Annotated in this window: 21 protein-coding genes and 1 pseudogene; 10 read left to right on the forward strand and 12 right to left on the reverse strand. The window is 65.3% G+C overall.

All coding sequences use genetic code 11. The annotated features are described in order from the left end of the window. The first annotated feature begins 124 nt into the window (after positions 1 to 124). On the forward strand, positions 125 to 484 hold the full coding sequence (locus tag IM25_RS14970; RefSeq protein WP_033096489.1) for a hypothetical protein: 360 nt from the start codon (positions 125 to 127) through the stop codon (positions 482 to 484). Positions 485 to 951: 467 nt separating this feature from the next. Here IM25_RS14970 and IM25_RS26920 read toward each other — a convergent pair whose 3' ends face one another. From IM25_RS26920 to IM25_RS15015, 9 genes are read right to left on the reverse strand one after another with little or no spacing between them, the layout of a single operon-like run. Next, positions 952 to 1,254 carry a hypothetical protein gene (locus tag IM25_RS26920; RefSeq protein ID WP_231913179.1) on the reverse strand — a complete coding sequence of 101 codons (303 nt, stop codon included), beginning with the start codon at positions 1,252 to 1,254 and terminating at the stop codon, positions 952 to 954. Further along, positions 1,251 to 2,735 (reverse strand): MFS transporter, encoded by a 1,485-nt coding sequence (locus tag IM25_RS14980; RefSeq protein WP_065996147.1) that lies wholly within the window; start codon positions 2,733 to 2,735, stop codon positions 1,251 to 1,253. Before IM25_RS14980 ends, IM25_RS26920 begins: the two co-directional genes overlap by 4 nt. Further along, complete coding sequence (locus IM25_RS14985) at positions 2,732 to 3,832, reverse strand: pyridoxal phosphate-dependent aminotransferase (protein WP_019289092.1); 1,101 nt, start codon at positions 3,830 to 3,832, stop codon at positions 2,732 to 2,734. The genes IM25_RS14980 and IM25_RS14985 overlap by 4 nt, the downstream gene beginning before the upstream one ends. After that, positions 3,829 to 4,338 carry a GNAT family N-acetyltransferase gene (locus IM25_RS14990; RefSeq protein WP_006551229.1) on the reverse strand — a complete coding sequence of 170 codons (510 nt, stop codon included), beginning with the start codon at positions 4,336 to 4,338 and terminating at the stop codon, positions 3,829 to 3,831. Before IM25_RS14990 ends, IM25_RS14985 begins: the two co-directional genes overlap by 4 nt. Beyond that, positions 4,335 to 5,195: a diaminopimelate epimerase gene (gene dapF, locus IM25_RS14995; RefSeq protein ID WP_033096490.1), complete on the reverse strand. Its 861-nt coding sequence runs from the start codon at positions 5,193 to 5,195 to the stop codon at positions 4,335 to 4,337. The genes IM25_RS14990 and dapF overlap by 4 nt, the downstream gene beginning before the upstream one ends. Continuing rightward, positions 5,182 to 6,129 carry an N-acetyl-gamma-glutamyl-phosphate reductase gene (gene argC / locus IM25_RS15000; protein ID WP_033096491.1) on the reverse strand — a complete coding sequence of 316 codons (948 nt, stop codon included), beginning with the start codon at positions 6,127 to 6,129 and terminating at the stop codon, positions 5,182 to 5,184. Before argC ends, dapF begins: the two co-directional genes overlap by 14 nt. A 22-nt stretch (positions 6,130 to 6,151) precedes the next feature. After that, positions 6,152 to 6,862, reverse strand: coding sequence for a 2OG-Fe dioxygenase family protein (locus IM25_RS15005; RefSeq protein ID WP_006551232.1), 711 nt, complete (start codon positions 6,860 to 6,862; stop codon positions 6,152 to 6,154). Continuing rightward, positions 6,859 to 7,833 carry an iron-containing redox enzyme family protein gene (locus IM25_RS15010; RefSeq protein ID WP_230826425.1) on the reverse strand — a complete coding sequence of 325 codons (975 nt, stop codon included), beginning with the start codon at positions 7,831 to 7,833 and terminating at the stop codon, positions 6,859 to 6,861. The genes IM25_RS15005 and IM25_RS15010 overlap by 4 nt, the downstream gene beginning before the upstream one ends. Positions 7,834 to 7,858: 25 nt before the next feature. Continuing rightward, complete coding sequence (locus IM25_RS15015; protein ID WP_198162495.1) at positions 7,859 to 8,671, reverse strand: ThiF family adenylyltransferase; 813 nt, start codon at positions 8,669 to 8,671, stop codon at positions 7,859 to 7,861. Between the two features lie 1,167 nt (positions 8,672 to 9,838). On the opposite strand from IM25_RS15015, the pseudogene IM25_RS25545 reads away from it, so the two are divergent. Both IM25_RS25545 and IM25_RS15035 read left to right on the forward strand, forming a co-directional pair. Next, positions 9,839 to 11,286, forward strand: a pseudogene (locus tag IM25_RS25545) (DDE-type integrase/transposase/recombinase). A gap of 572 nt (positions 11,287 to 11,858) precedes the next feature. Beyond that, a complete protein-coding gene (locus IM25_RS15035; RefSeq protein WP_198162496.1) occupies positions 11,859 to 12,473 on the forward strand; it encodes a S41 family peptidase in 615 nt (204 codons plus the stop codon). 774 nt (positions 12,474 to 13,247) lie between these two features. Here the strand turns inward: IM25_RS15035 and IM25_RS15040 are convergent. Then, positions 13,248 to 13,619, reverse strand: a complete 372-nt coding sequence (locus IM25_RS15040; RefSeq protein WP_052039967.1) for a hypothetical protein — start codon at positions 13,617 to 13,619, stop codon at positions 13,248 to 13,250. Positions 13,620 to 13,712: 93 nt separating this feature from the next. Next, the gene (locus IM25_RS15045; RefSeq protein WP_033096494.1) at positions 13,713 to 14,171 is read right to left on the reverse strand and encodes a MarR family winged helix-turn-helix transcriptional regulator; all 459 of its coding nucleotides are present in this window, start codon (positions 14,169 to 14,171) and stop codon (positions 13,713 to 13,715) included. 314 nt (positions 14,172 to 14,485) lie between these two features. Here IM25_RS15045 and IM25_RS15050 point away from each other — a divergent pair, with 314 nt between their 5' ends. From IM25_RS15050 to IM25_RS26930, 4 genes are all read left to right on the forward strand, one after another. Beyond that, positions 14,486 to 15,118 (forward strand): TetR/AcrR family transcriptional regulator, encoded by a 633-nt coding sequence (locus IM25_RS15050; protein ID WP_033096496.1) that lies wholly within the window; start codon positions 14,486 to 14,488, stop codon positions 15,116 to 15,118. Positions 15,119 to 15,371: 253 nt separating this feature from the next. Further along, positions 15,372 to 15,764, forward strand: a complete 393-nt coding sequence (locus IM25_RS15055; RefSeq protein WP_065996149.1) for a hypothetical protein — start codon at positions 15,372 to 15,374, stop codon at positions 15,762 to 15,764. Continuing rightward, a complete protein-coding gene (locus IM25_RS26925; protein WP_019289107.1) occupies positions 15,761 to 15,937 on the forward strand; it encodes a hypothetical protein in 177 nt (58 codons plus the stop codon). Before IM25_RS15055 ends, IM25_RS26925 begins: the two co-directional genes overlap by 4 nt. Before the next feature lie 53 nt (positions 15,938 to 15,990). Further along, a complete protein-coding gene (locus IM25_RS26930) occupies positions 15,991 to 16,176 on the forward strand; it encodes a hypothetical protein (protein WP_019289108.1) in 186 nt (61 codons plus the stop codon). Between the two features lie 211 nt (positions 16,177 to 16,387). On the opposite strand, the gene IM25_RS15065 is transcribed toward IM25_RS26930, so the two are convergent. Further along, positions 16,388 to 17,980, reverse strand: a complete 1,593-nt coding sequence (locus IM25_RS15065) for a hypothetical protein (protein WP_232333334.1) — start codon at positions 17,978 to 17,980, stop codon at positions 16,388 to 16,390. Between the two features lie 348 nt (positions 17,981 to 18,328). On the opposite strand from IM25_RS15065, the gene IM25_RS27635 reads away from it, so the two are divergent. From IM25_RS27635 to IM25_RS15080, 3 genes are all read left to right on the forward strand, one after another. After that, a complete protein-coding gene (locus IM25_RS27635; RefSeq protein ID WP_052039968.1) occupies positions 18,329 to 18,682 on the forward strand; it encodes a hypothetical protein in 354 nt (117 codons plus the stop codon). 85 nt (positions 18,683 to 18,767) lie between these two features. Then, entirely contained in the window at positions 18,768 to 19,214 is a 447-nt protein-coding gene (rpsP, locus tag IM25_RS15075) for a 30S ribosomal protein S16 (RefSeq protein ID WP_033096498.1), read from the forward strand. After that, positions 19,214 to 19,456 carry an RNA-binding protein gene (locus IM25_RS15080; RefSeq protein ID WP_006550954.1) on the forward strand — a complete coding sequence of 81 codons (243 nt, stop codon included), beginning with the start codon at positions 19,214 to 19,216 and terminating at the stop codon, positions 19,454 to 19,456. Before rpsP ends, IM25_RS15080 begins: the two co-directional genes overlap by 1 nt. The last annotated feature ends 1 nt before the right edge of the window (position 19,457 follow it).

The following is a 19,457-nucleotide window of genomic DNA, read 5'->3' on the forward strand; positions in this document are numbered from 1 at the left end:
GCGGTGCGGATCGGGTATCGACCCGCCCTCGTCTCGGCAGGACTGTGGAGGCGACACTGTGCACCTGCAAGTGCAGACCGGAGACGGCCCGGCTCCGGTCGAGTCCGTGGAGCGAGGAGCGGGGATGTACGGAATGCGGACGAGCCGGGAGCACTTCTCGGTACCCGGATCGAATCCGGTGGCAAACTCGGTCGATGTGCACGCTCTCGCCGAGACCGCGCGCCGCATAGGCGGTGTCGGTCGGGGTCCGGCGCCGGTGATCGCCGAACTCGTCACCGGCGACTGGCAGCTAGTGCACTTCGCCGAGGCGGACCGGTTGCGGGAGATCACCCGCGCCCAAGGCCGCAAGTATGAAGGGGTGCGCGCCGGTCGGCTGCGGTGGTCCTCGACCGTGCGCGCTGTTCCCCCGGTGACGGAAACCGCCGTACCGCCCCGTGATCTCGATGTCCCTGCTGCGTCCCGAGCCCATCCGGAACCGTGGTGATGCCCACCGACGATGTGACGCCGCTCCGGCCGCGTACCGCCACCGGAATGATGATCGCGGTGCTGTAGGTCGCCTTCGCGATGTGGTTCGCCGCTTCCGGTCAGGCAGGTCCCGGTGTCGGCGCGGGTCTGCTGACCGTGATTCGGCTCATCGCCGTGGCGTGCGGGTGCCGCGCACGCGACCGCACTGCCACCGTCGATGGCGCGGGGACGTGTCATCGATGCAGTTAAATGGCGTTGCATTATGAATGTACTGCGCTTCATGATGTCGTCTCCCCGGATGATCATCTTCCCCGGTGTCCAGCGATTCCGGCCGGTACGAGTTCACGACTCGTGCGTGGGACCCCTACAACGCGGCTCCAGAGGTCGGGATCGCTCAACGGGCACCCGATCGAACAGTGCTCCGCCGGTTTCGCGATTTTCAGAGGTACCGTGACTACTCCGACCGATAGTCCGCTTGCTCCTGGGTTATCCCGAGAATGACAGCTCCGGTACGGCTGCGGGGACGGTGGGAGGAGCCGGGAAGGAACCGGACGTACGTTCCTGCGGGATGACACCGATTTCCTTCAAGGATTTCGCCCCGAAGAACGTAGTACCATTCCTCCCGGTGTGACAACCGACCTCGGGCCAACAACTGCCGGGGGCGAATTCGATCAGCCAACTCGACGCGAAATCCGAACGATGAATGCGCCGCCGCAGAATGCCGTCGGTGACCGGTTCGGCCTCGATGTCGAACACGGACAGCACGTGGCAGAGCGGCTCGTTGGTCATCGTGGCATCCCCTTTGCTGCGGACACGTCCTCCGACCCCCTGACGGCGTGAGCCCGCCGGTGAGGTCGGACCACGCGGAGAACTGCACAGGCGAAGGCAGCAAAAGCGACAGCACAGACGACAATCATCCCGTCGCGATAGTCGGCGGGTGTGGCTACGACACCGACCGAAGTTCCCTGCGGGAGCCGGAGTGTCACGACCGCCAGCACAAGCGCTGAGCCCAACTGATAGCCGGTCTGGGCAACCGCGGCAGCCACGCCCTGGTCCCGATCGGGAACTCCGGAGGTGGCTTGCACATAAGCGCCGGTAAAACTCATCGGGAAAGCGAAACCGACAAGCACCACAGTGGGAAGGACGAGATCCCAGAACGAACCCCCACCGCCGATTCGCAGGAACAACAGGTACGCGACTGCATAGATGCCGAAACCGGTAGCGATGACGAGGCGGGTTCCCACAGCGCTGATCAATACGCCGACCTTAGGTCCGATGATTGCCACCAGGACACTCAACGGGAGGAACCCAAGCGCCATCTGCAGCGGTGACCAGTGCAGGTTCTGCTGCAGATATAGCGCACTGAGGAACTGAAAGCTTGTGTAGGTTCCCATGATTGCAGCGCTGAACAGAGCGGCGGAGAGCAAGTCCCCCCCCCGGAACAGGTGCCGGGGGAACAGAGGTGCGACGCTACGCCGTTCCGTGTATGCGAACCCTGCGGCGAGAACGAGCACACCGGTTGCCAGGGCGAGTGTCGACGTCGAGGTCCAGCCTGCTTGTGGCGCTTCAACCACGGTGTAGACAAGCAGCAGCATCGTCGCAGTAAGAGCGAGCGATCCGGGCAGGTTCAATGTTCTCCGCTCGGTGCGGATTGGTCGATCAGGGGGGACGAAGGTCACTGCGCCGGCCCAGACTACAGCGGCCATCACCACTGACAGCGCGAATCCCCAGCGCCCCCCGACACTGCTGAGCAGGCCGCCACCGAGAAGGCCGGCCGAGAAGCCGACGGCTCCGCAGGCCGTGTAGATGCCGACGGCACGATTTCGGGCTGGTCCTTCAGGGAAAGTCGTGGTGATGATCGCGAGCCCGGCTGGTGCGGTCAGCGCTGCGCCCACACCCATACCGAACCGGGCAACGATGATCAACTCGACGGTGGTAGCGAACGTTCCGAGCAGAGATCCAGCAAGCAGGATCGCCACGCCGACGAGCAGGACCACACGGCGGCCGATCGCATCGGCGAGCCTGCCGGCGAACAGCAGCAGACCGCCGAAGCTGAGAACGTAGGCGCTGACGGTCCACTGCACGGCGCTGGCTGATGTCGCAAACTCGGATTGTATCGACGGTACAGCCACACCGATCATGGCGCTGTCGAGGCCATCGAGGAACAACGCACCACACACCACGACGAGGACTGCCCATAAACGTATGTCCCAGCCGGACTCGCTTGGTTCGATGGTCCCGGATGACGCGGTCGGTTCCGAATCGTTCATGCGCGGCCTCCGGCCGTGAGGAGATCCAATCGAGGACCGCACACGGCTCGGGCCAGAACCTTCAAGCCGCGGTCGAGATCTACGGGAGGCCGAGCGATGGCGACACGCAGATACCCGGGCCGATCGAACACCTCCCCGGGGATGACGAGTACACCCTCATCAAGCGCCCGTCGGGCCACGGCGAGACTGTCGAGGGACTTGTCGATCCGAAGCCACGCGAATGGCAGATCGTCCCGAGCATTGACGATGCTGACCTGCGGGAGCACAGACGCCCATTCCTGCAGAGTGCGAGCACCACTTCGACAGAGGGTGCGGGCTCGGGCGAGAAACCGGTCGCCGTCGCGCAGGACGGCCGTCGCGATGGACTCGCACAGTACCGAGTTGGAGATGGTGGTCAGGTGCTTCCGCTGCGTACAGCGGTCGACCAGGTCAGCAGTGGCGATACACCAACCGATACGAAGCCCCGGCAGACCGTGCAGCTTCGACAACCCGCTGATGACGGCAACGCAGTCGGAGATCCCCGCCGCCGACATATCGGGATCGCAAACATACTCCTCGTCGACCACGAGCACGGCGTCGTAGGCATCGGCGATGTCGGCGACCGCTTCGATGAAGTCGCGGGACGCGGTCCAACCGGTCGGGTTCTCCGGTGTGGCGACGACGATGACCTTCGTTCGCCAGGTCACGGCCTCCGCGACCGCAGCCAGCAGAGTGTGCTCACACGGATCGAGTGCGACCGTCACAACCGAGAGCCCGACCTCGGCCGGATAATAGGTGTGCTGGCTCCAGCCCGACCCGATCACTACCGCTTCGCTGCGATCGGTGATTTCGAGGCTGCGGACCAGAAGGGAGAATGCCTCTTGGGCACCGTGGCAGACAAGAACGTCTGCCGGGTCGACATTGTGGTAGCGCGCAGCGATAGCTGCACGCAGTTCGGGCAGCCCGGCCTGGTGACCATATCCGAGTGGCACGGTGGTGATCTCGGCGAAGCCCGGGACAGTGGTAATGTCCGCGAGTTCGACGTTGCTGTCACCAAGATCGAGGGTGTAACGACCGTAGCTCTCGACGAAGATCCATTGCTGCATCGTCAGTGTCATGCTGGTGTGATCCTTCGTTGGACGATAGCGAGGTCCTTCCGGACACCTTCGAGGTCCGCCACCCCCGTGCACATGCCGACGCGATCGAAACCGAATCTGGCGAACAACTGGACGCTCGCAGCGTTGTCGGCGAACATGCTGGTGACGACCGTGCGGATGCCTAGGCGAGGAGCGTCGTCCAGGAAGGTGCGTAGCAACGTCGATCCGATCCCGCGACCTTGGAAGGCCGGATCGAGATAGACGCCGCAGTCTGCGGTGACGCGGTAACCGGGACGATCGTTCCAAAAATCGGATACGGACAGATATCCGGTGACCGTGCCATCGTCGACAGCCACATAAATAGGTCGGGACCCGAAATCTCTTCCGGAGAACCATCCTTCGATATCGTGCACGCCACGCGACTCGAGGTCACACGTACTGGCACGCGATTCGATTGCGTGATTGTAGATCTCGCATATGCGCTGCGCGTCGGCGACTGTGGCGTGACGGACAGTCAGTGTGGTCATAATGCAGCTACCGCCTTCGGGGAGCGGGGTCGGACGGTGCCCGCGAACACATGGTGCGCTCGTCCGGTCTGCCAAATTTGTGTGCCGCGCCGATCGACGGTGAGCTGGCCACCGGGCATCCGAACGGTCACCGGGGCGGTGGTCGAACCGCGCGACAGTGCGGCCGCCGCGGCGGCGCACGCGCTGCTACCCGAGGCGAGAGTACGGCCGGATCCACGCTCCCAGATGTCGATGTCCATCCCGGCTGCGTCGATCCGTGCGACGAACTGGACGTTGGTGCCGGAGGCGAACAGAGGATGAGTGGCGATCTGCGGTCCGAGGGTGTTCTGGATATGGGGCTCGACCGGGGTGAACACGACCGTATGTGGATTTCCGACGGACAATGCGGTCACGTCGAGAGCGCCGGCGGAAGTATCGAGCACGAACCGCTGTGGATCGATCGAGGGGTCGGTCAGCCCGATCGCGTGGGGCTCGAACACCGCCGGTCCCATTGCCACAGTGAGCGTGCCATCGTTGTTGACCTCGACCGGGGACGTTCCGGCGAGGCAGTCGATCTCGAATCGATCGCGATCGACTGCGCCGATATCGAGCAGCCACTGAGCATAGATGCGCAATCCGTTGCCGCTGCGCTCGCATTCGCTGCCGTCGGAATTGAAGATGCGCACTCGGAACGGCCCGCTCGCCAGGGACGGGCAGTGGACGAGAATACCGTCGGCGCCCACACCGAATCGGCGATCGCACAGCCTGACGATCTGCTGTACGTCCAAGGTCGTGCCGAAGTGACCGCCGTCGAAGACGAGGTAGTCGTTGCCCAGCGCGGTGTACTTCGTGAAAGGGAGATGCTCAGTGCTGGTCATCGATACCGAGCCCTTCCGGGTAGCCGAACATGATGTTCAGATTCTGAATTGCGGCCAGCGACGCGCCCTTGCCGAGGTTGTCCAGGTGGCACACCAAGGTCAGGTCGGTGCCGTCGTCGAAGCAGTAGACGGCAGCGTTATTGGTGCCCACAACGTCGTCGACCATGAGCAGACCGTTCGGGTCATCCGGTTGCGCGGTGCGCACCTGGACGAATTGCTCGTCCGCATAGGACTGTTCGTACTGCTTCAGGACGGCGACGGCGTCGGTCTCGTCGGTCAGGGCTTCGCGACCGAGGGTGATCGTCACCGACATCCCGCGTTCGAAGGCACCGACGGACGGTACGAACTGTGGCTTGCGGCCGAGTGGGCTGTGTCTCACGATCTCGCGCACGTGCTTGTGCTCGTGGTCGTGGGTGTAGCTGCCGGTGCGCAAGGTCTCGCCGGCGCGTTCGAAGCGCTGCAGCATCGCGCGACCGCCTCCGCTGTAGCCGGAGATTCCGAAGATGGGAACGTGCGCATTCCGGCGGAGGAGACCGGCGCGCGAGAGCGGGTTGAGCAACAGGAGCGCCCCAGTGGCGTAGCACCCGGGGTTGGCTACCCGCCACGCACCACTGATCCGATGTCGCTGGGCACCGCGGTCCAGTTCGGGCAGCCCGTATGCCCAACCGTCCGACACCCGGTGTGCACTGCTGGCGTCGAGCACGCGCACACCCAGTTCGTCTGCCAGAGCAGCGGATTCCATCGCAGCGGCGTCGGGAAGGCACAGCACCGCACATTCGGCCTCGGCGAGGAGAGCGCGCTTGGCGGCGAGATCCTTTCGATCGTCGTCCGACAAGTGCAGGATTTCGAACTCGGGGTGATGGCGTCGCAGCAGGTCTTCGATCAGAAGACCTGTGGTGCCGGCTGCCCCGTCGAGGAACAAGGAGATGCTCATAAGTGATGTCCTCGCCGGCCGATCACATCCGGCCCGGGACAACGTGCGGTTCGAGCACGGCCGTGTCGTGCTCGTCGCCGTACCACCGTTCGTCCCACCGTGAGTAGGCAACGATGAGGATGTCCCGGGTGCCGCGGACATCGGTGGCCGCCTGGATGTCGGTCACATCATGCAGGACCGCCCGATCGTCGAGCAGCAACGTTTGACCGGGGGTCATCGTGTGTTCCCATAGCGGCTGTCCGGCCTCCTCGTCACTCCACACCCGAGTGCAGCCGCCGGTGACGTTCGAACGGGCGAACGCGCTGATGGTGACGAACTCGTGACCGTCCTTGTGCCGGCCTTCCGGAGTCAGCTGGCCGGAGCGCCGGGGTTCGGCGATGCTCCGGTTCTGGTGCACGTTGATCTGCCAGGCGGTCGTGCGGTCGAGGCCGAGCTGGTCCGCCAGTTCGGTGACGATCCCGCTGAAGTCCACCTCGAGCGGCTCGTACGGGCGCTTGAATCCGCCACCGACCGGGTTGAACTCCTTTGGCGCGGTGTAGGCGCGTGCCGGCAGCAACTCGGTGCCCCAACCATCGCTATCGTGGACGAGCTTGAACTGGGAAAACCGCTTGTATCGGGTGCCGTTGCCCATGAACGGATCGTGCGGACAGTTCTCATAGGAGATCAGCTGCTCGGCGGTGGCGAACAAGCCGTCCACGAGTGCGTAGCCGCGCTGTGCGAGATCTGTGTTCATCGGGCACTTCCGTAGGTCAGGGTCTGCAGGGTGGAGTCGAGGTAGCGCTGCGACGAGTTGAGGCGCGCCACGGCGCCCCAATAGATCTCGGGTGCCACCTCGGGACGTTCCTCGACCAAGGGAATGATGACGTTCTTGAAGAACCCCGACGCATGGCGCGCATCGATGCCGATGTGCTCGCGGTGGTACTCGATTCCCTCGACGGAGAGCGCGTTACGCCGCCACGCCTCGAGCAGCTGCGCGCACCGGCGCGGAAACAGGAATTCGGTCACGGCGAAGCTGCCCACGGCACGGAAGATCAAAGGCCTGCGCAATGCCAGCATGGCTGAGAGGTTCCCGCATACCATGGCGTCGACACTGAGATTCTCGCGGATGAAGTCGTCGGTGGCACCGACCTCGTTGAGAGCGTTCTGGAACATCACGGTGTGCACGCGCGGTTCGGTACCGTTTCCCATCTCGTCCCAGTAGTTGCCGGCCAGTTCGAGTTTCGGGCGTACGGACATCCCGATTTGCATCAGAGCGATGAAGTCGTCGAACCGCGGATCCAGCGCCGACTCCTGCGCAAGGTAGTAGGCGATGTCGCCGATTTCAGCACTGTCGGGCAGGAATTCGATGTAGAACGGGTGCCGGTTCGCTGGGTGCTCGCGAACGATCGATTTCAGACTGCGCACGAATTCGAGCCCGCCCCCGGACGTTGACGGGCATGCGGCGTGGTCGATGAATCGGTCCTCGTATGAGAGCATGCGCTCTTCGATCTGCAACGCACAGTGCAGGTCGGAACGCAAGGTGTCCAAGCCGGTCCGGGGCACGGAAGAAGGAATTTCGAACGAACGCGCATGAACGTCCGCAAGGCGCTGCTGAACCCGCAGCAAGGCGTCACTGTCGCCATACGTGTATGCGCGGTCGAGGAGTTCGGGTAGGTCGTTGATTTCGGCGGGCTGCTCGAGCAGGCCAGAAGAGAGGGATGCCATGAGATCTCCGAAGGTCGCTAAGGGATCAGCCGAGAACAGCCGTGGACATGGAGCTGGAAACGAATTGCATTGCACGAAGATCGAACTCGTACATCTCGGGAACGGGACGGAACTGGGACGGCAGTCCGAGGATTGCGCACACGGCCTGCATCGACCCCCACGAGGTGGCCAGCAGGCACGAGGCGCTCACTGAGGCGACCTTGTGGTTCTCGAAGTCGAGATTCGGATCGTCGAGATAGGCGCGATGCAACGCGTTCGGAGCGAGTGTGTTTCCGAAGTTCTCGAGGTTCTGCTGCTCGTCGTTCGAATCGGACTGGTGGAACAGGACGTCGAAGTCGATTCGATCGTTCTCGTGATAGTTGAAGTAGTGCCCCGTCACGCCGTAGGCGACCGGGCAGCACAACACGGTGGGCACCTTGTGAATGAGAGCCTGACGGTGCAGCATCCGACGCTCGTTCATGGCGAAGAAGTCGATGGTGTCGCAGAGCGCCGAGGCGCCGGCGACGAAGTCGGAGACATTGTCTTCGTCGATGTCCGGGAACCGCGTGACGGTGATCTCCGGATTGATCGAGCGCAAGCGCTCTTCCAGCACCTCGGACTTCAGACGTCCGACGGTGTCCACTGTCGCACCGAATTGGCGATTCATGTTCTCCGGCCCGAAACGGTCCGTATCCGAGAGGCGGAAGTTGCCGATGCCCATCCGTGCGAGGCACTCCGCATACGTGTACCCCGTTCCGCCGCAACCGGGTATCGCCACTGTGGCCTTGCCCAGTGCGCGCAGCTGTTCCTCTGTAACCAACCCCAGCATGCGCCCGAACAGCACTTCCCGTGGATACACATTTCCCCCTCTGATCACGTCGAAGGCAAAGAACCCGGCATGGACCAAACCTGCGTCGAGACGTGCACGAGCAGGCGGAACAGATGCTGTGGTGATGGCCCCCGGACATCGAAAAGAAACCATCCGAGCGGTTTCTTTCGGGCAACTATAGCGCCCGATCGGGGCTTCGCAAGTGCAACAAAACGGATCCCTAGGCTCGGGCTTTCGCCCTCAGTTGTAGTTGGTGACTCGTCACGGATCGCTGACCGGATAACCCACCGGACTCAAGGTGAGGCGCCCGACAGGCTGTTTCCGAAACAAAGGCGCACCCACCAGATGACGGATGCAGAACAGTGTCGCGAGTCGCTCTTCCACTCTGATCCGCCGACTGAACGCGTCCGGGATCACGACACAGAACACCTTCCCGCGCGCGTCGTATGTTCGGTGGGGGAACCACTCGGCACGAAGCGCTCAGGGGACTGCTGCTGACCTACAACTCGTTCGGTCGCAACCGAGCTGCACGTGACACCCATAGCCATGGTTGGGTCGGCGGGCATGCGGCGGTGGCTGTAGGCACCGCGAGGGGCGACGTGGATCTCCCGGATCAAACCGGGCGGCTAATGCCGGTGCAACTCGGCTGCCGACGCGGGCCGCCACCTGGATCGACAGGAGCCCCGCTGGGATACTCCGAGCGCTCTGCAGCATATGTCGAGGGGGAGTCCCGACGTCGGTCGATGAGCGGGTCGATGCGAGGAGCTAGGTGTGTCCCTGGCCCAGGAACTTCGATGCCTGTCGAATGATCGTCAGTTCGGTTCGAGTTCCTAGGTTCGCTTACGTACAGCCCGTACCTAGGCATTACAGGCAGTCGGACCCACTCACGATTCCATTCGTCTTTCGCGGACGTTTCTGCCCTAACCGCCGTGACCTCCCTGAAGGTCGCAGCGCCGTCCGCACGTTTCGTCATCGACGGGGTCGGTCATGAGTCCGTAGTACTTCGATGTGCTCATCACCACCACCGTCACCCGCTGCACGGTGGTCGAGCCCCCGCCGCAGGTACACCTGCCCCTGCCCTGCGTGTCAGGGTGAGTTGAGTCCAGCGCTTCACAGCACCCCCGCCTGCAGGGCGAGATACGGATCAACTCCTCGATGACGATTTCCAGCCTGGCCGTGGCCGGGGACAATGCCCGCATGGACTCTTCGCATCCCCGATCGGATGGCCCGCGCCGACGCCGCGCTTTTTCACCGGCGGACAAGCTCGCGTATCTGGCCGCGTACGAGCAGGCCTGCGAGCGAAGCGAGGGCGGCGCCTACTTGCGCCGGGAGGGTTTGTACTCGTCCCTGATCAGTGAGTGGCGCAAGCAACGCGACGCCGGTGTCCTCGACGACAAGCCGGCCGACGCGAAGGTCGGGAAGCTGACCGCCGAGCAGGCCGAGATCGCCCGCCTGCGGCGTGAACTCGACCGCACCAACAAGCGTCTCGCGACGACCGAGGTGGCCCTCGAGATCATGGGAAAAGCGCACGCGCTCTTGGAACAGATCTGAAGAGAGCGCGGACACCGACGAGCCGCGCAAGAAGCGTTGATGGCCGCCCACCACACTCTCACCGCAGCCGGTGTCAGCACCAGGGCCGCAACAACATTGACGTCGGTTGTGCGGTCGACGGCCGCCCGTGACAAGACCCGGGCCGCGGCCCCGGCGCGGGATACGGCGCCCCCGCGGCGGGGGCCGGCGAACAAGCTCACTCCCGAAGAACGCGCCGCTGTGCTCAGCACGCTCGACTGCGACCGGTTCGTCGACCAGGCCCCGCTCGAGGTCTACGCGCAACTCCTCGACGAGGGCACCTACCTGTGTTCGGTGTCGACGATGTACCGGGTCCTGCGGGAGAACACGCAGGTCAGCTACCGCCGGCGGCAGGCCCGGCTCCCGCCAAGGCGTGTCCGGAGTTGGTGGCCGACGCGCCGCGGCAGGTCTACACCTGGGACATCACCAAGTTGCCCGGCCCGACCAAGGGCGTCTACTTCGACGCCTACGTGATGGTCGACATCTACTCCCGCTACATCGTCGGAGTACACGTCCAGACCCGCGAATCCGGTTTGCTCGCGGTGGAATTCATGACCGAGATCTTTGCCGTGCACGGTATCCCGAACGTCGTGCATGCGGACCGGGGGACGTCGATGACCAGCAAACCCGTCGCTGCCCTACTCGCCGATCTCGAGGTGACCCGCTCACACTCGCGCCCGAAGGTCTCCAACGACAACCCGTACTCCGAATCGCTGTTCAAGACCCTCGAGTACGGGCCGGCGTTCCCGGAGCGCTTCGGGTCGATCCACCACGCCCGACAGTTCATGGAAACGTTCGTCACCTGTGGGGGCACCTCCCGCTTGCGGGGGAACAACCACGATCACCGGCACAGCGGAATCGGTCTGCACACCCCCGCAGACGTTCACTTCGGGCTCGCTGCCCAGAAGGCCGCGGAGCGCTCCATCGTCCTCGCTGAGGCTCGTCGCGCCCATCCCGAACGATTCGGAGCCACGGACCGAGGGCCGAAGATCCTGGACCTGCCCACCGAGGCGTGGATCAACCAGCCCGCCGTCATCGACGGCACCGAACCTGCGGCAGATCAGGCGGCCGCGTAACACCCGTTGGACTCAATCACCTTGACAAGTTCCGCTTGGCGACCGTCGCCCTGTGTTGCAGGGCTACGAAGAAGGTAACGGGGGGTTCGGTGGCGGTGCGGGTTCCCAGGAATCCGGCCAGCAGCTACCAGCGCTCCGAGCATCAGCACGACGGTTACGATCACGGGGCCTCCTGGCAGATAGGGATCAGCGGCGGGTGTGCCGGGGCTGCTGGTACTCGGCGAGGACGAGCGTCACGGCGTCGTCACCGGTGTTCTCACTGCGCAGCCGACGGCAGGCGACGACGCTGCCGAGTGCGGGCCGGTGGCATCCGTCGCCGCAGCGCTACGCCGAGATCGCTTTGGACCTGATGGGAGAACGGCTATTACGAGACCGGTCTGGAGTGGGACGCGCGGCGGGCCCGCGTACAGGCTGCCGCCGACGGCGCTGCGAGCATCCAGGAGTTGCATGGCCCGTTGGCGGCGGCGGTGAAAGTGGCCGGTGGGAAGCACTCGGTCTTCCTCGATCCGGCGAAAGCGGCCCGGTCGTCCTCGGCTGCCACCGCCGAGCTTTCCGAACCTACGGTCACCACAGTGGACAGCATCACCACCGTGACGATTCCTGCCTTGGGTGCGGTGTCGGACGAGTTGCAGCAGCGCTACGCCGACGCCGCGGCGGTCGGCATTCTCGGCGCGGCGGATCGGACCTGCGGGTGGATTGTCGATCTGCGCGGCAACACCGGCGGCACGATGTACCCGATGTTGTCCGGCCTGACCCCGCTGCTACCGAACGGGACCGCGATGACCTTTCGCACCCGCGCGGGCGAGGACATGCCAGTGACCATCTTCGACGACGGTGCCGGGATGGGCGGGACCGTCATCTCGGTCGGTGCTGTCGCGAAGATCGCCGATCAGCCTGTTGTGGTGCTCCAGGACGGTGACACGGTCTCGAGTGGTGAGGCGGTGCTCACGGCGTTCCGTGGTCTCGACAACGCCCGGTCGTTCGGGGCGGACAGCGCGGGATACACGTCAGCGAATTCGGTGCACCCGCTCTACGACGGAGCACTGTTGGTTCTCACCGAGAGTACGTATGTCGACCGCGACGGCGTCAATCTCGCTGAGGAACCCGTCGCTGCCGATCACCGCACCTCCAGCGACGGCGCGGAGGTGGCCGCACTGGAATGGTTGCGCGATCGCGGATGCAACTGAGCAACGACACCGCTTCGACCGCGTCGGAGGGGCCCATGCCGTCGGGGCAGTCCAGCGCACATTCGACCAATCACGAGTGTCACACCCACGTCGATCGAGACACGGCGTGGAATCCGTAGGGGCTGATCGCGATGACACATTTCATGTTCAGAGTCGTTGCCTTCCAGGCAGGTTCGTCGAGACGAGTCGGGATCGACATGAGCCATGTTTCCCACGGTGTCCCGGCTGATCGAGGAGGGCGCGGTGCAGCTGACGTAGTAGTTCCACAGTTCCTGCTCACTGAAGACGAATTTCACCGGTGGATCGACGGGCGTATCGTCCGTTGCGGTCAGTTGTAGTTGGCCGGCATCGTCGAGTCCCATCTGATAGCCGGCGCTGCCGCCACAACGAATCACGGACTCGATGACGTCGTCCATACCGGGATCAGGCCCGTCCACGACAACCTTCTGCGGTCTATTACGGTTCGCTCCATCCCAGCCAGGCGATGTCCGACGGTCGCGCCGGCGATCGCAATGTCGATCCGGGTCTCCGCCGACGGCCGCTTCCCTGCGCAGTGGTCCTCGATCCGCCGCGACCGACGCCGGATCGTCCCGCGCGGCCGCGGGACGGCCCTCGACGCCGTGACCACCGCCGAGGTTGGGCTCGTTTCTGTGTCCGCCGGCGCGCTCTCCACCCGGGGGCGCGGGGGACGTGTCATCTACGCAGAGCGCAGCGCATCCCGTACTGGTTCGCGTTCGTGCTGTAGGCGTCCGTCGATGCAGCGGGTCCGACGGGTCAGCGGATTTCTTCGATCACGCTCGTACCCTTTCCGGGGCGGGATTCCCAGGCCCAGTTCTCTTCTACGCGTAGGCGACCGTCGGTGAGCACTTCGATCCGACTGTCGCAGACTCCACTCGCGGTAGTGCCGTCGACACTGAGGTGGGTGTAGCGAAAGTGCAGCCGTTCACCGTCACGTGTCCCGACGAGGAAACCCCGCACTATCTCTCCGCCGTCGTAGTCGGCCCAGATGACAGCGTTGTCCTGGTGGTACCGAAAATGTGTGGCGCTACTGACCTGTCCGGTGGGCGAGTTGCTGACACCGGTGAACACTCTGCCCTCGAGGTCGATGGTGGAGGACGAGGGGTGCGCAGCATCGGTAGTGGTCATCTCGGCACCATAGCCAAGACCCACCCAGCCGTGTTGACAAGCAGACCCGTGTGGAGCATCCGCCAATCGTGGTGGACAAGCACTTCCGGGCGATCATCCGGTCGGGTTCGTCTCGGATCGTGGTGTCGCCGCTTCGAGGTTGTCGAGCATCGTGGCCAGCGTCCGCAGGACGGTCTCGTAGTCCTCGGCGGAGACGCCGTCGGTCAGGGTCTGCGCGGTGCGCGCTTGCGTGCGGCTCATCTGCTCGAGCAGCTCGCGGCCCGCATCGGTGATCCGCATGGCGGTGGTGCCCGGGGCGACCGGATCGAGGTGCAGCCAGCCGTTGTCGGTCAAGGAGGCGAGCAGGCGGTCGATCCGGGCGGGGGTATAGAAGGCGGCGGCTTCTACGGAGAACTGTTCGAGGGTCAACTCGGGGTCGTCCTGTGCGGTGCGCAGGGCCTGCCAGTGGCCGCGGCCGACGCCGTGTGCTTGGTGCAGGGTGTGGTCGACGTAGCGGTGCAGGGCGTTGTCGACGGATTTGATCAGGTAGCCGAGCGGCGGGGTGGTGTTCACGCGCGTATTCCTTTTCGATGCTGATCGCGCCTTTCGACGCGGGTGCCGGGTGGTGATGGAGTCTGGGTCGTTGCGCGGCTGTGACGGTGATGGTGTGGCGCGCTGCCGGTGCGCTCACCGGCTGCGGCGAAGGTGCGCGCAGGCGGGTGCGTTCAGCGCTGTTCGTCGGTGACCAGGCGGTAGACCACGTATCCGACGAACCATGTGGTGAGAAGAACGCAGAGCGCGAGAAGGACCTCGATTGCGAGGATCAGCATGCGGACTCCCTGGTTAGTGGGTACTCACTAACCATAATTGTAGGTTACCGTCAGGGCATGCCCGACCACGCCCCCACCGCACGTGATCGCATCCTCGACGCCGCGGCGAGCATCATGCGCGACCGCGGGATCGCCAAGGCAACCACCAAGCAGATCGCGGCGTCCGCCGGCTACTCGGAAGCAATGATCTACAAACTCTTCGACGACAAGGTCGACCTGTTCCTCAGCGTCCTGCGCGAACGAGTGCCCACCGTCGACATCCTCACCCGCACCGACCGCACCCCCGGTGACGCCGACACCCTCGACGGCAGACTGGGGGCGACGATCGAGCAGATCACCGCCTTCTACCGGCAAACCTTCGCGATCGGCGCTTCCCTGTTCTCCGACGCCGCCCTGCTCGAACGCCACCGCGAAGCCGTCATCGCGCACGGCGCCGGCCCGGCTCTGCTGCCCGCCGCCGTGGCCCGATTCCTCGAGCACGAACAGCGCGCCGGCACCGTGGCCGCCGACGCCCCCATCGACGGAGTCGCCGCATCGATCGCCGGTGCCTGCTACCTGCGGGCGTTCCTCGAACAGTTCTACGGACCCGACCATCCCCAGCAGCCGATGACCGAGTTCGCCGCCTCGATCATGGCCACGGTCCTGCCCGCCCTGACCACACACCCCGCCGCGTCCACCCCCAGCGACTGACTCACAGCCACACAGACGACGATCTGCGGTTGGAGTCACCGCAGAGCCGCGTCCACGCTGGTGAGGCATGGCCTGGAATCCGTAGGCGTTCAGCGCGGTGACACATTGCATGTTCACAGTCGTTGCCCGCGCCGTACTCGGCGAAGCTCGCACGGACCGACACTCGAAGAATCAACCCTGAACAGTCACTCGAGGTGGGAACTTCAACGGCATCAAGACTGTGATTTACCCTGTGATCAGGAGGTGGATTGTTATGACAGCCGCACACCCACGCCCTGACCTCGCCGCCTCCAACGACGCCGCCCACATGGCCCAATCACAGCTGGTCACCGCACTGCGCGACCTGCTCGGCGCCAAGCTCGTCGCCTACCTGGGGAAGGTCAAGGAAACCCGCGTGGTCCGCCAGTGGGCCGAGGGCACCCGCACTATCAATAACGACACCGACGTCGAACGCCTGCGCATCGCCTACCGCGCCGCCCGGCTGATCGCCGAACGCGACCCCCCCGCCGTAGCGCAGACGTGGTTCCAGGGCCTGAACTCGATCCTCGACGACCGCCCGCCGGCGCTGCTGCTGCGCGAAGGCGAGCTGTCCGACGTCGGCCCGAAGGTCCTCGCCGCTGCCCGGCAGTTCGCGACGGTCGGATGAGTGCACCGGACCGCACGCTGATCTCCACCTCGCGCGGGGATGTCCGCTGCGTCGTGCCCGGCGACCCCGAATCGGTGGCCACCCTGCGCACCCTGTCCGGCCCCATGCGATCCGACACGGTCTGCTCGACCTCGACACCGCGGCGATCCGCAATGCCCGCCCGCGTGCCCTGACCCGGGCGATCTCCCAGTGGATCAACACTCTCTCCGATCCCGGCGGTGAGCCGGTGGCCGGCATCGAGTTCGAGTCCTGGCACGGTGACGGGTTGGTGCTCTGGGCGCTGGACGAGCGTCCCGGTGACGGACCGGTCAGCAAGAACGTCACGGTGCTGGATTACGGCCCTGTCGAGGAGCACGATTCCGATCTGATCGAAGCGATGCGTCTGCACAAACTGGTCTGGGAGGACGACTGAATCATCGGCTCGCCCCGTGGCCGCCGCGGTGTTCCTGCGCCCGACCTGCGTTTTCCCGCGTGCTGTGAACGTGCCACGGTCTATGTAGGAGCGTAGCCCCCTCGAACCACTGGTCTGCCTTGCGGAGCAAGGAGAATGGAGGTGGGCGGACGCGGCCGGACCGGTGATCGGGCGGCGTGCGTACACGGACCTGCGCCTCGTGAGTGCTCGGCTACCGGAGGCGGGAGCGGTCGAGGAGTTCGGCGACATCGAGCAGTTCCGGCGGGTTCATGTGCTGGTGCGGCAAGGCATGCACGCCCGCAGCGGTGACCCACACGGTGCCGGCTCCGTCGATGGTGACGTCCGGGCGGGGACTGCGGATCGGGATGCTCGAGATCGGCTCCCAGGTGACCGGATCGAGGCGGGGGAACAGCCAGTATTGGTGGTGATCGGCCGGATACACGGCCGGCCCCGGCAGTGGCCACCACTGCCTACGGCCGGAACCGTCCGGGGGATGGCCGACGATCCAGAGCAGGTCATCGATCTGTCCGCCGCCGAGGACATGATCAGGCAGCGAGTTCGGCTGGGCGAGGGTGAGATCGTCGAGTATCCGGTATGCGAAGGTGCCGTCGACGATCGTCGGTGGAAGGCCCGTCAGAAACGGCCGATAGGACATCCCCGCGGTCTCCAGCGGCGCACCGACGGTCACGGCGGCGTGCAGATCGACCCGGACCAGGCGCGCCGCTCCGAGCGCGCCGGTGCTCGGGTCACGCCGGCGAAACAGCAGGACAAACCCACCTTCGCAGGTGGTCATCGATTCGAGGTCGCCCCACTGCTCGGCAGGATGCCTCACCAGGTCCTGTCCCGGGCGAGCGAGGATCAGCTCGGCGGTGCCGCGGTCCGGCACCGCCACGGCGAGCAGGGTCTGGGCATGGGCTGCGCCGTCTCGAATCGGTGTATCGGTAATTGTCTCGACGGTGCCGCCCCGGGTGCAGTGGAAGATTCCGTCCCAGCCGCCCACCCAGCAGCCGTCGGCGTGTGCCCACACCGAGCGGGTGCGATCGGCCGGAGGAGTATCGAAGATCTGCCCGGGCACGATGTATTCGCGCACGCGCCGGCCGGCGTCGAGATGCACGACCAGGGGCAGCTCACGGTCGGCGATCCACAGGTCCGACTCGTGCGCGGATATCGCGGCGGGGATCATGCTCGGCCGCAGCGGCGGTGGCGGCACATCGGTCAAGTCGAGATCCACCAGCACGCCCACCTCGTGAGTGCGCTCGACCAGCGGGTCGGGGCCGCTGGGCCGGGCAACATGGGCGAACGATCGTGGGGACGTGGTGACCTGCCGATAGCGGCGGGTGCCGGGCACCGGCCTGAACGGCGAGTGCGGCTGATCGACCTCGCGCCGGTACCGATCGGATGCGACGCGAATACGCCTGACCCGGCCGCGGATCCGCCCGATAGTGGCGTAGGACAGATCACCGATCAACCGGCCGGTGACCTCGACCTGACCGAGCACCGGACGACGGGTGTACCAGGTCGCCGTCCACCCCACACCGCGCAGCAGCACCGTCCAGTCCCACCACTGCCGTCCGTCCCCGGGCTGCTGCAACGCGGGCTTTCCCGAATGCAGGGGCTCGGCCACAGCGCCAAGCGTGACAATCGACGGATCCGCCGGATCGGCGGGCATCTCCTCGAACAACAACGGAAACACCGCGACGGCACCGACCTCCGGGGGCGGTGTCTCCCCGTCTTCGATCGACACGGTGGTCACCAACACCGGTAGCCGAGTCTGCGGACGCCACACCTGGTCAGGCTCTGTCACCCTGCCAGCGTGCCCGACACGCTGCCGCCGCGCACGATCGGCGCTGCGGTCGACCGAGTCGCGCATTTGCACGAGTACTGTTGACACACCCGGGATCTGTCGATGTGCAGCAGCGTGTCCGGCCAGTCTTCGCTGCATCCCTACACCCGTCGACCTCGAGGACGAGTCGTAGCTGCCCGACGAAGTGGCCCGTCAGGCCCGGGCCGGTGACGGCTGGGTCAAACTCATCGGCGACGCGATTCCCGGTGTATGCGGCGCACATGCGCACTCTGTACGGTACGCGCGCGTCGACGGGACCATCGGCGCTGCTGCCCACGAGGCCGGCATCCCGATCTACGCGGGCACCAGGTGCAGCACGGGCGCATCGCCGACGAGATCGCATCGCTCGTGCGCGTGGGTCTCGACCCGACCGAGGCGTACGCTGCGGCGAGTTGGAAGGCCCGCGCATGGCTCGGGCACCCGAGTCTCGAATCGGGGACGTCGGCGGATTTCGTCGTGTACCGGGAGGATCCGCGCAGCGACCCCGCGGCCGCGCGTCCCGATCTTGTGGTGCTCCGCGGCCGGGTGGTCTCGGGGCGCCCCGCGGCTGTAGAGAGGGTGCGCGGAGTCACCGGGTGCCGGTTTCGTCCTGGCTCGCGCGTCTGGCAGAATGGTTCGCTGTCGTCGCATCCGGTTACGTACCGCGCGGCGGTCACAGGCTAGAGGCAAAACCGGGCGTGCCAGAAGGGCGCGTCGTCCGAATTGCACGTGACACGCGCCTCGGCGCACCCCGAAGGAGAACACAGCAGTGGCTGTCAAGATCAAGCTCACCCGTCTCGGCAAGATCCGCAACCCGCAGTACCGCATCGTCGTCGCGGACTCGCGCACCCGCCGCAACGGCCGGGCCATCGAGACCATCGGCAAGTACCACCCGAAGGAAGAGCCTTCGCTGATCGAGATCGACTCGGAGCGTGCGCAGTACTGGCTGAACGTCGGCGCGCAGCCGACCGAGCCGGTCCTCAACCTCTTCAAGATCACCGGTGACTGGCAGAAGTTCAAGGGCCTGCCGGGTGCCGAGGGCACGCTGAAGAAGGCGGAGCCGAAGCCGTCCAAGCTCGAGCTGTTCCAGGCCGCCCTCGCGCAGGCCGAGAACGAGCCGGCTGCCGAGGCCGTCACGCCCAAGAAGAAGAAGGCTGCCAAGGAAGAGACCGCCGAGGCGTCCACCGAGGCCGAGTCCACCGAGGCCGCCGAGTAATGAGCGCCGTGGTCGCCGATGCCGTCGAGCATCTCGTTCGTGGAATCGTCGCCCATCCCGACGACGTCCGCGTCGACCTGATCGCGGGCCGTCGGGGCCGCACCGTCGAGGTGCACGTCAATCCCGACGACCTCGGCAAGGTCATCGGCCGCGGCGGTCGCACCGCGACCGCGCTGCGGACCCTCGTCACCGGAATCGGTGGCCGAGGTATCCGTGTCGACGTCGTCGACACCGACCGCTAGG

The organism is Rhodococcus sp. p52 (assembly GCF_000763325.2).
GTDB classification, from domain to species: domain Bacteria; phylum Actinomycetota; class Actinomycetes; order Mycobacteriales; family Mycobacteriaceae; genus Rhodococcus; species Rhodococcus pyridinivorans.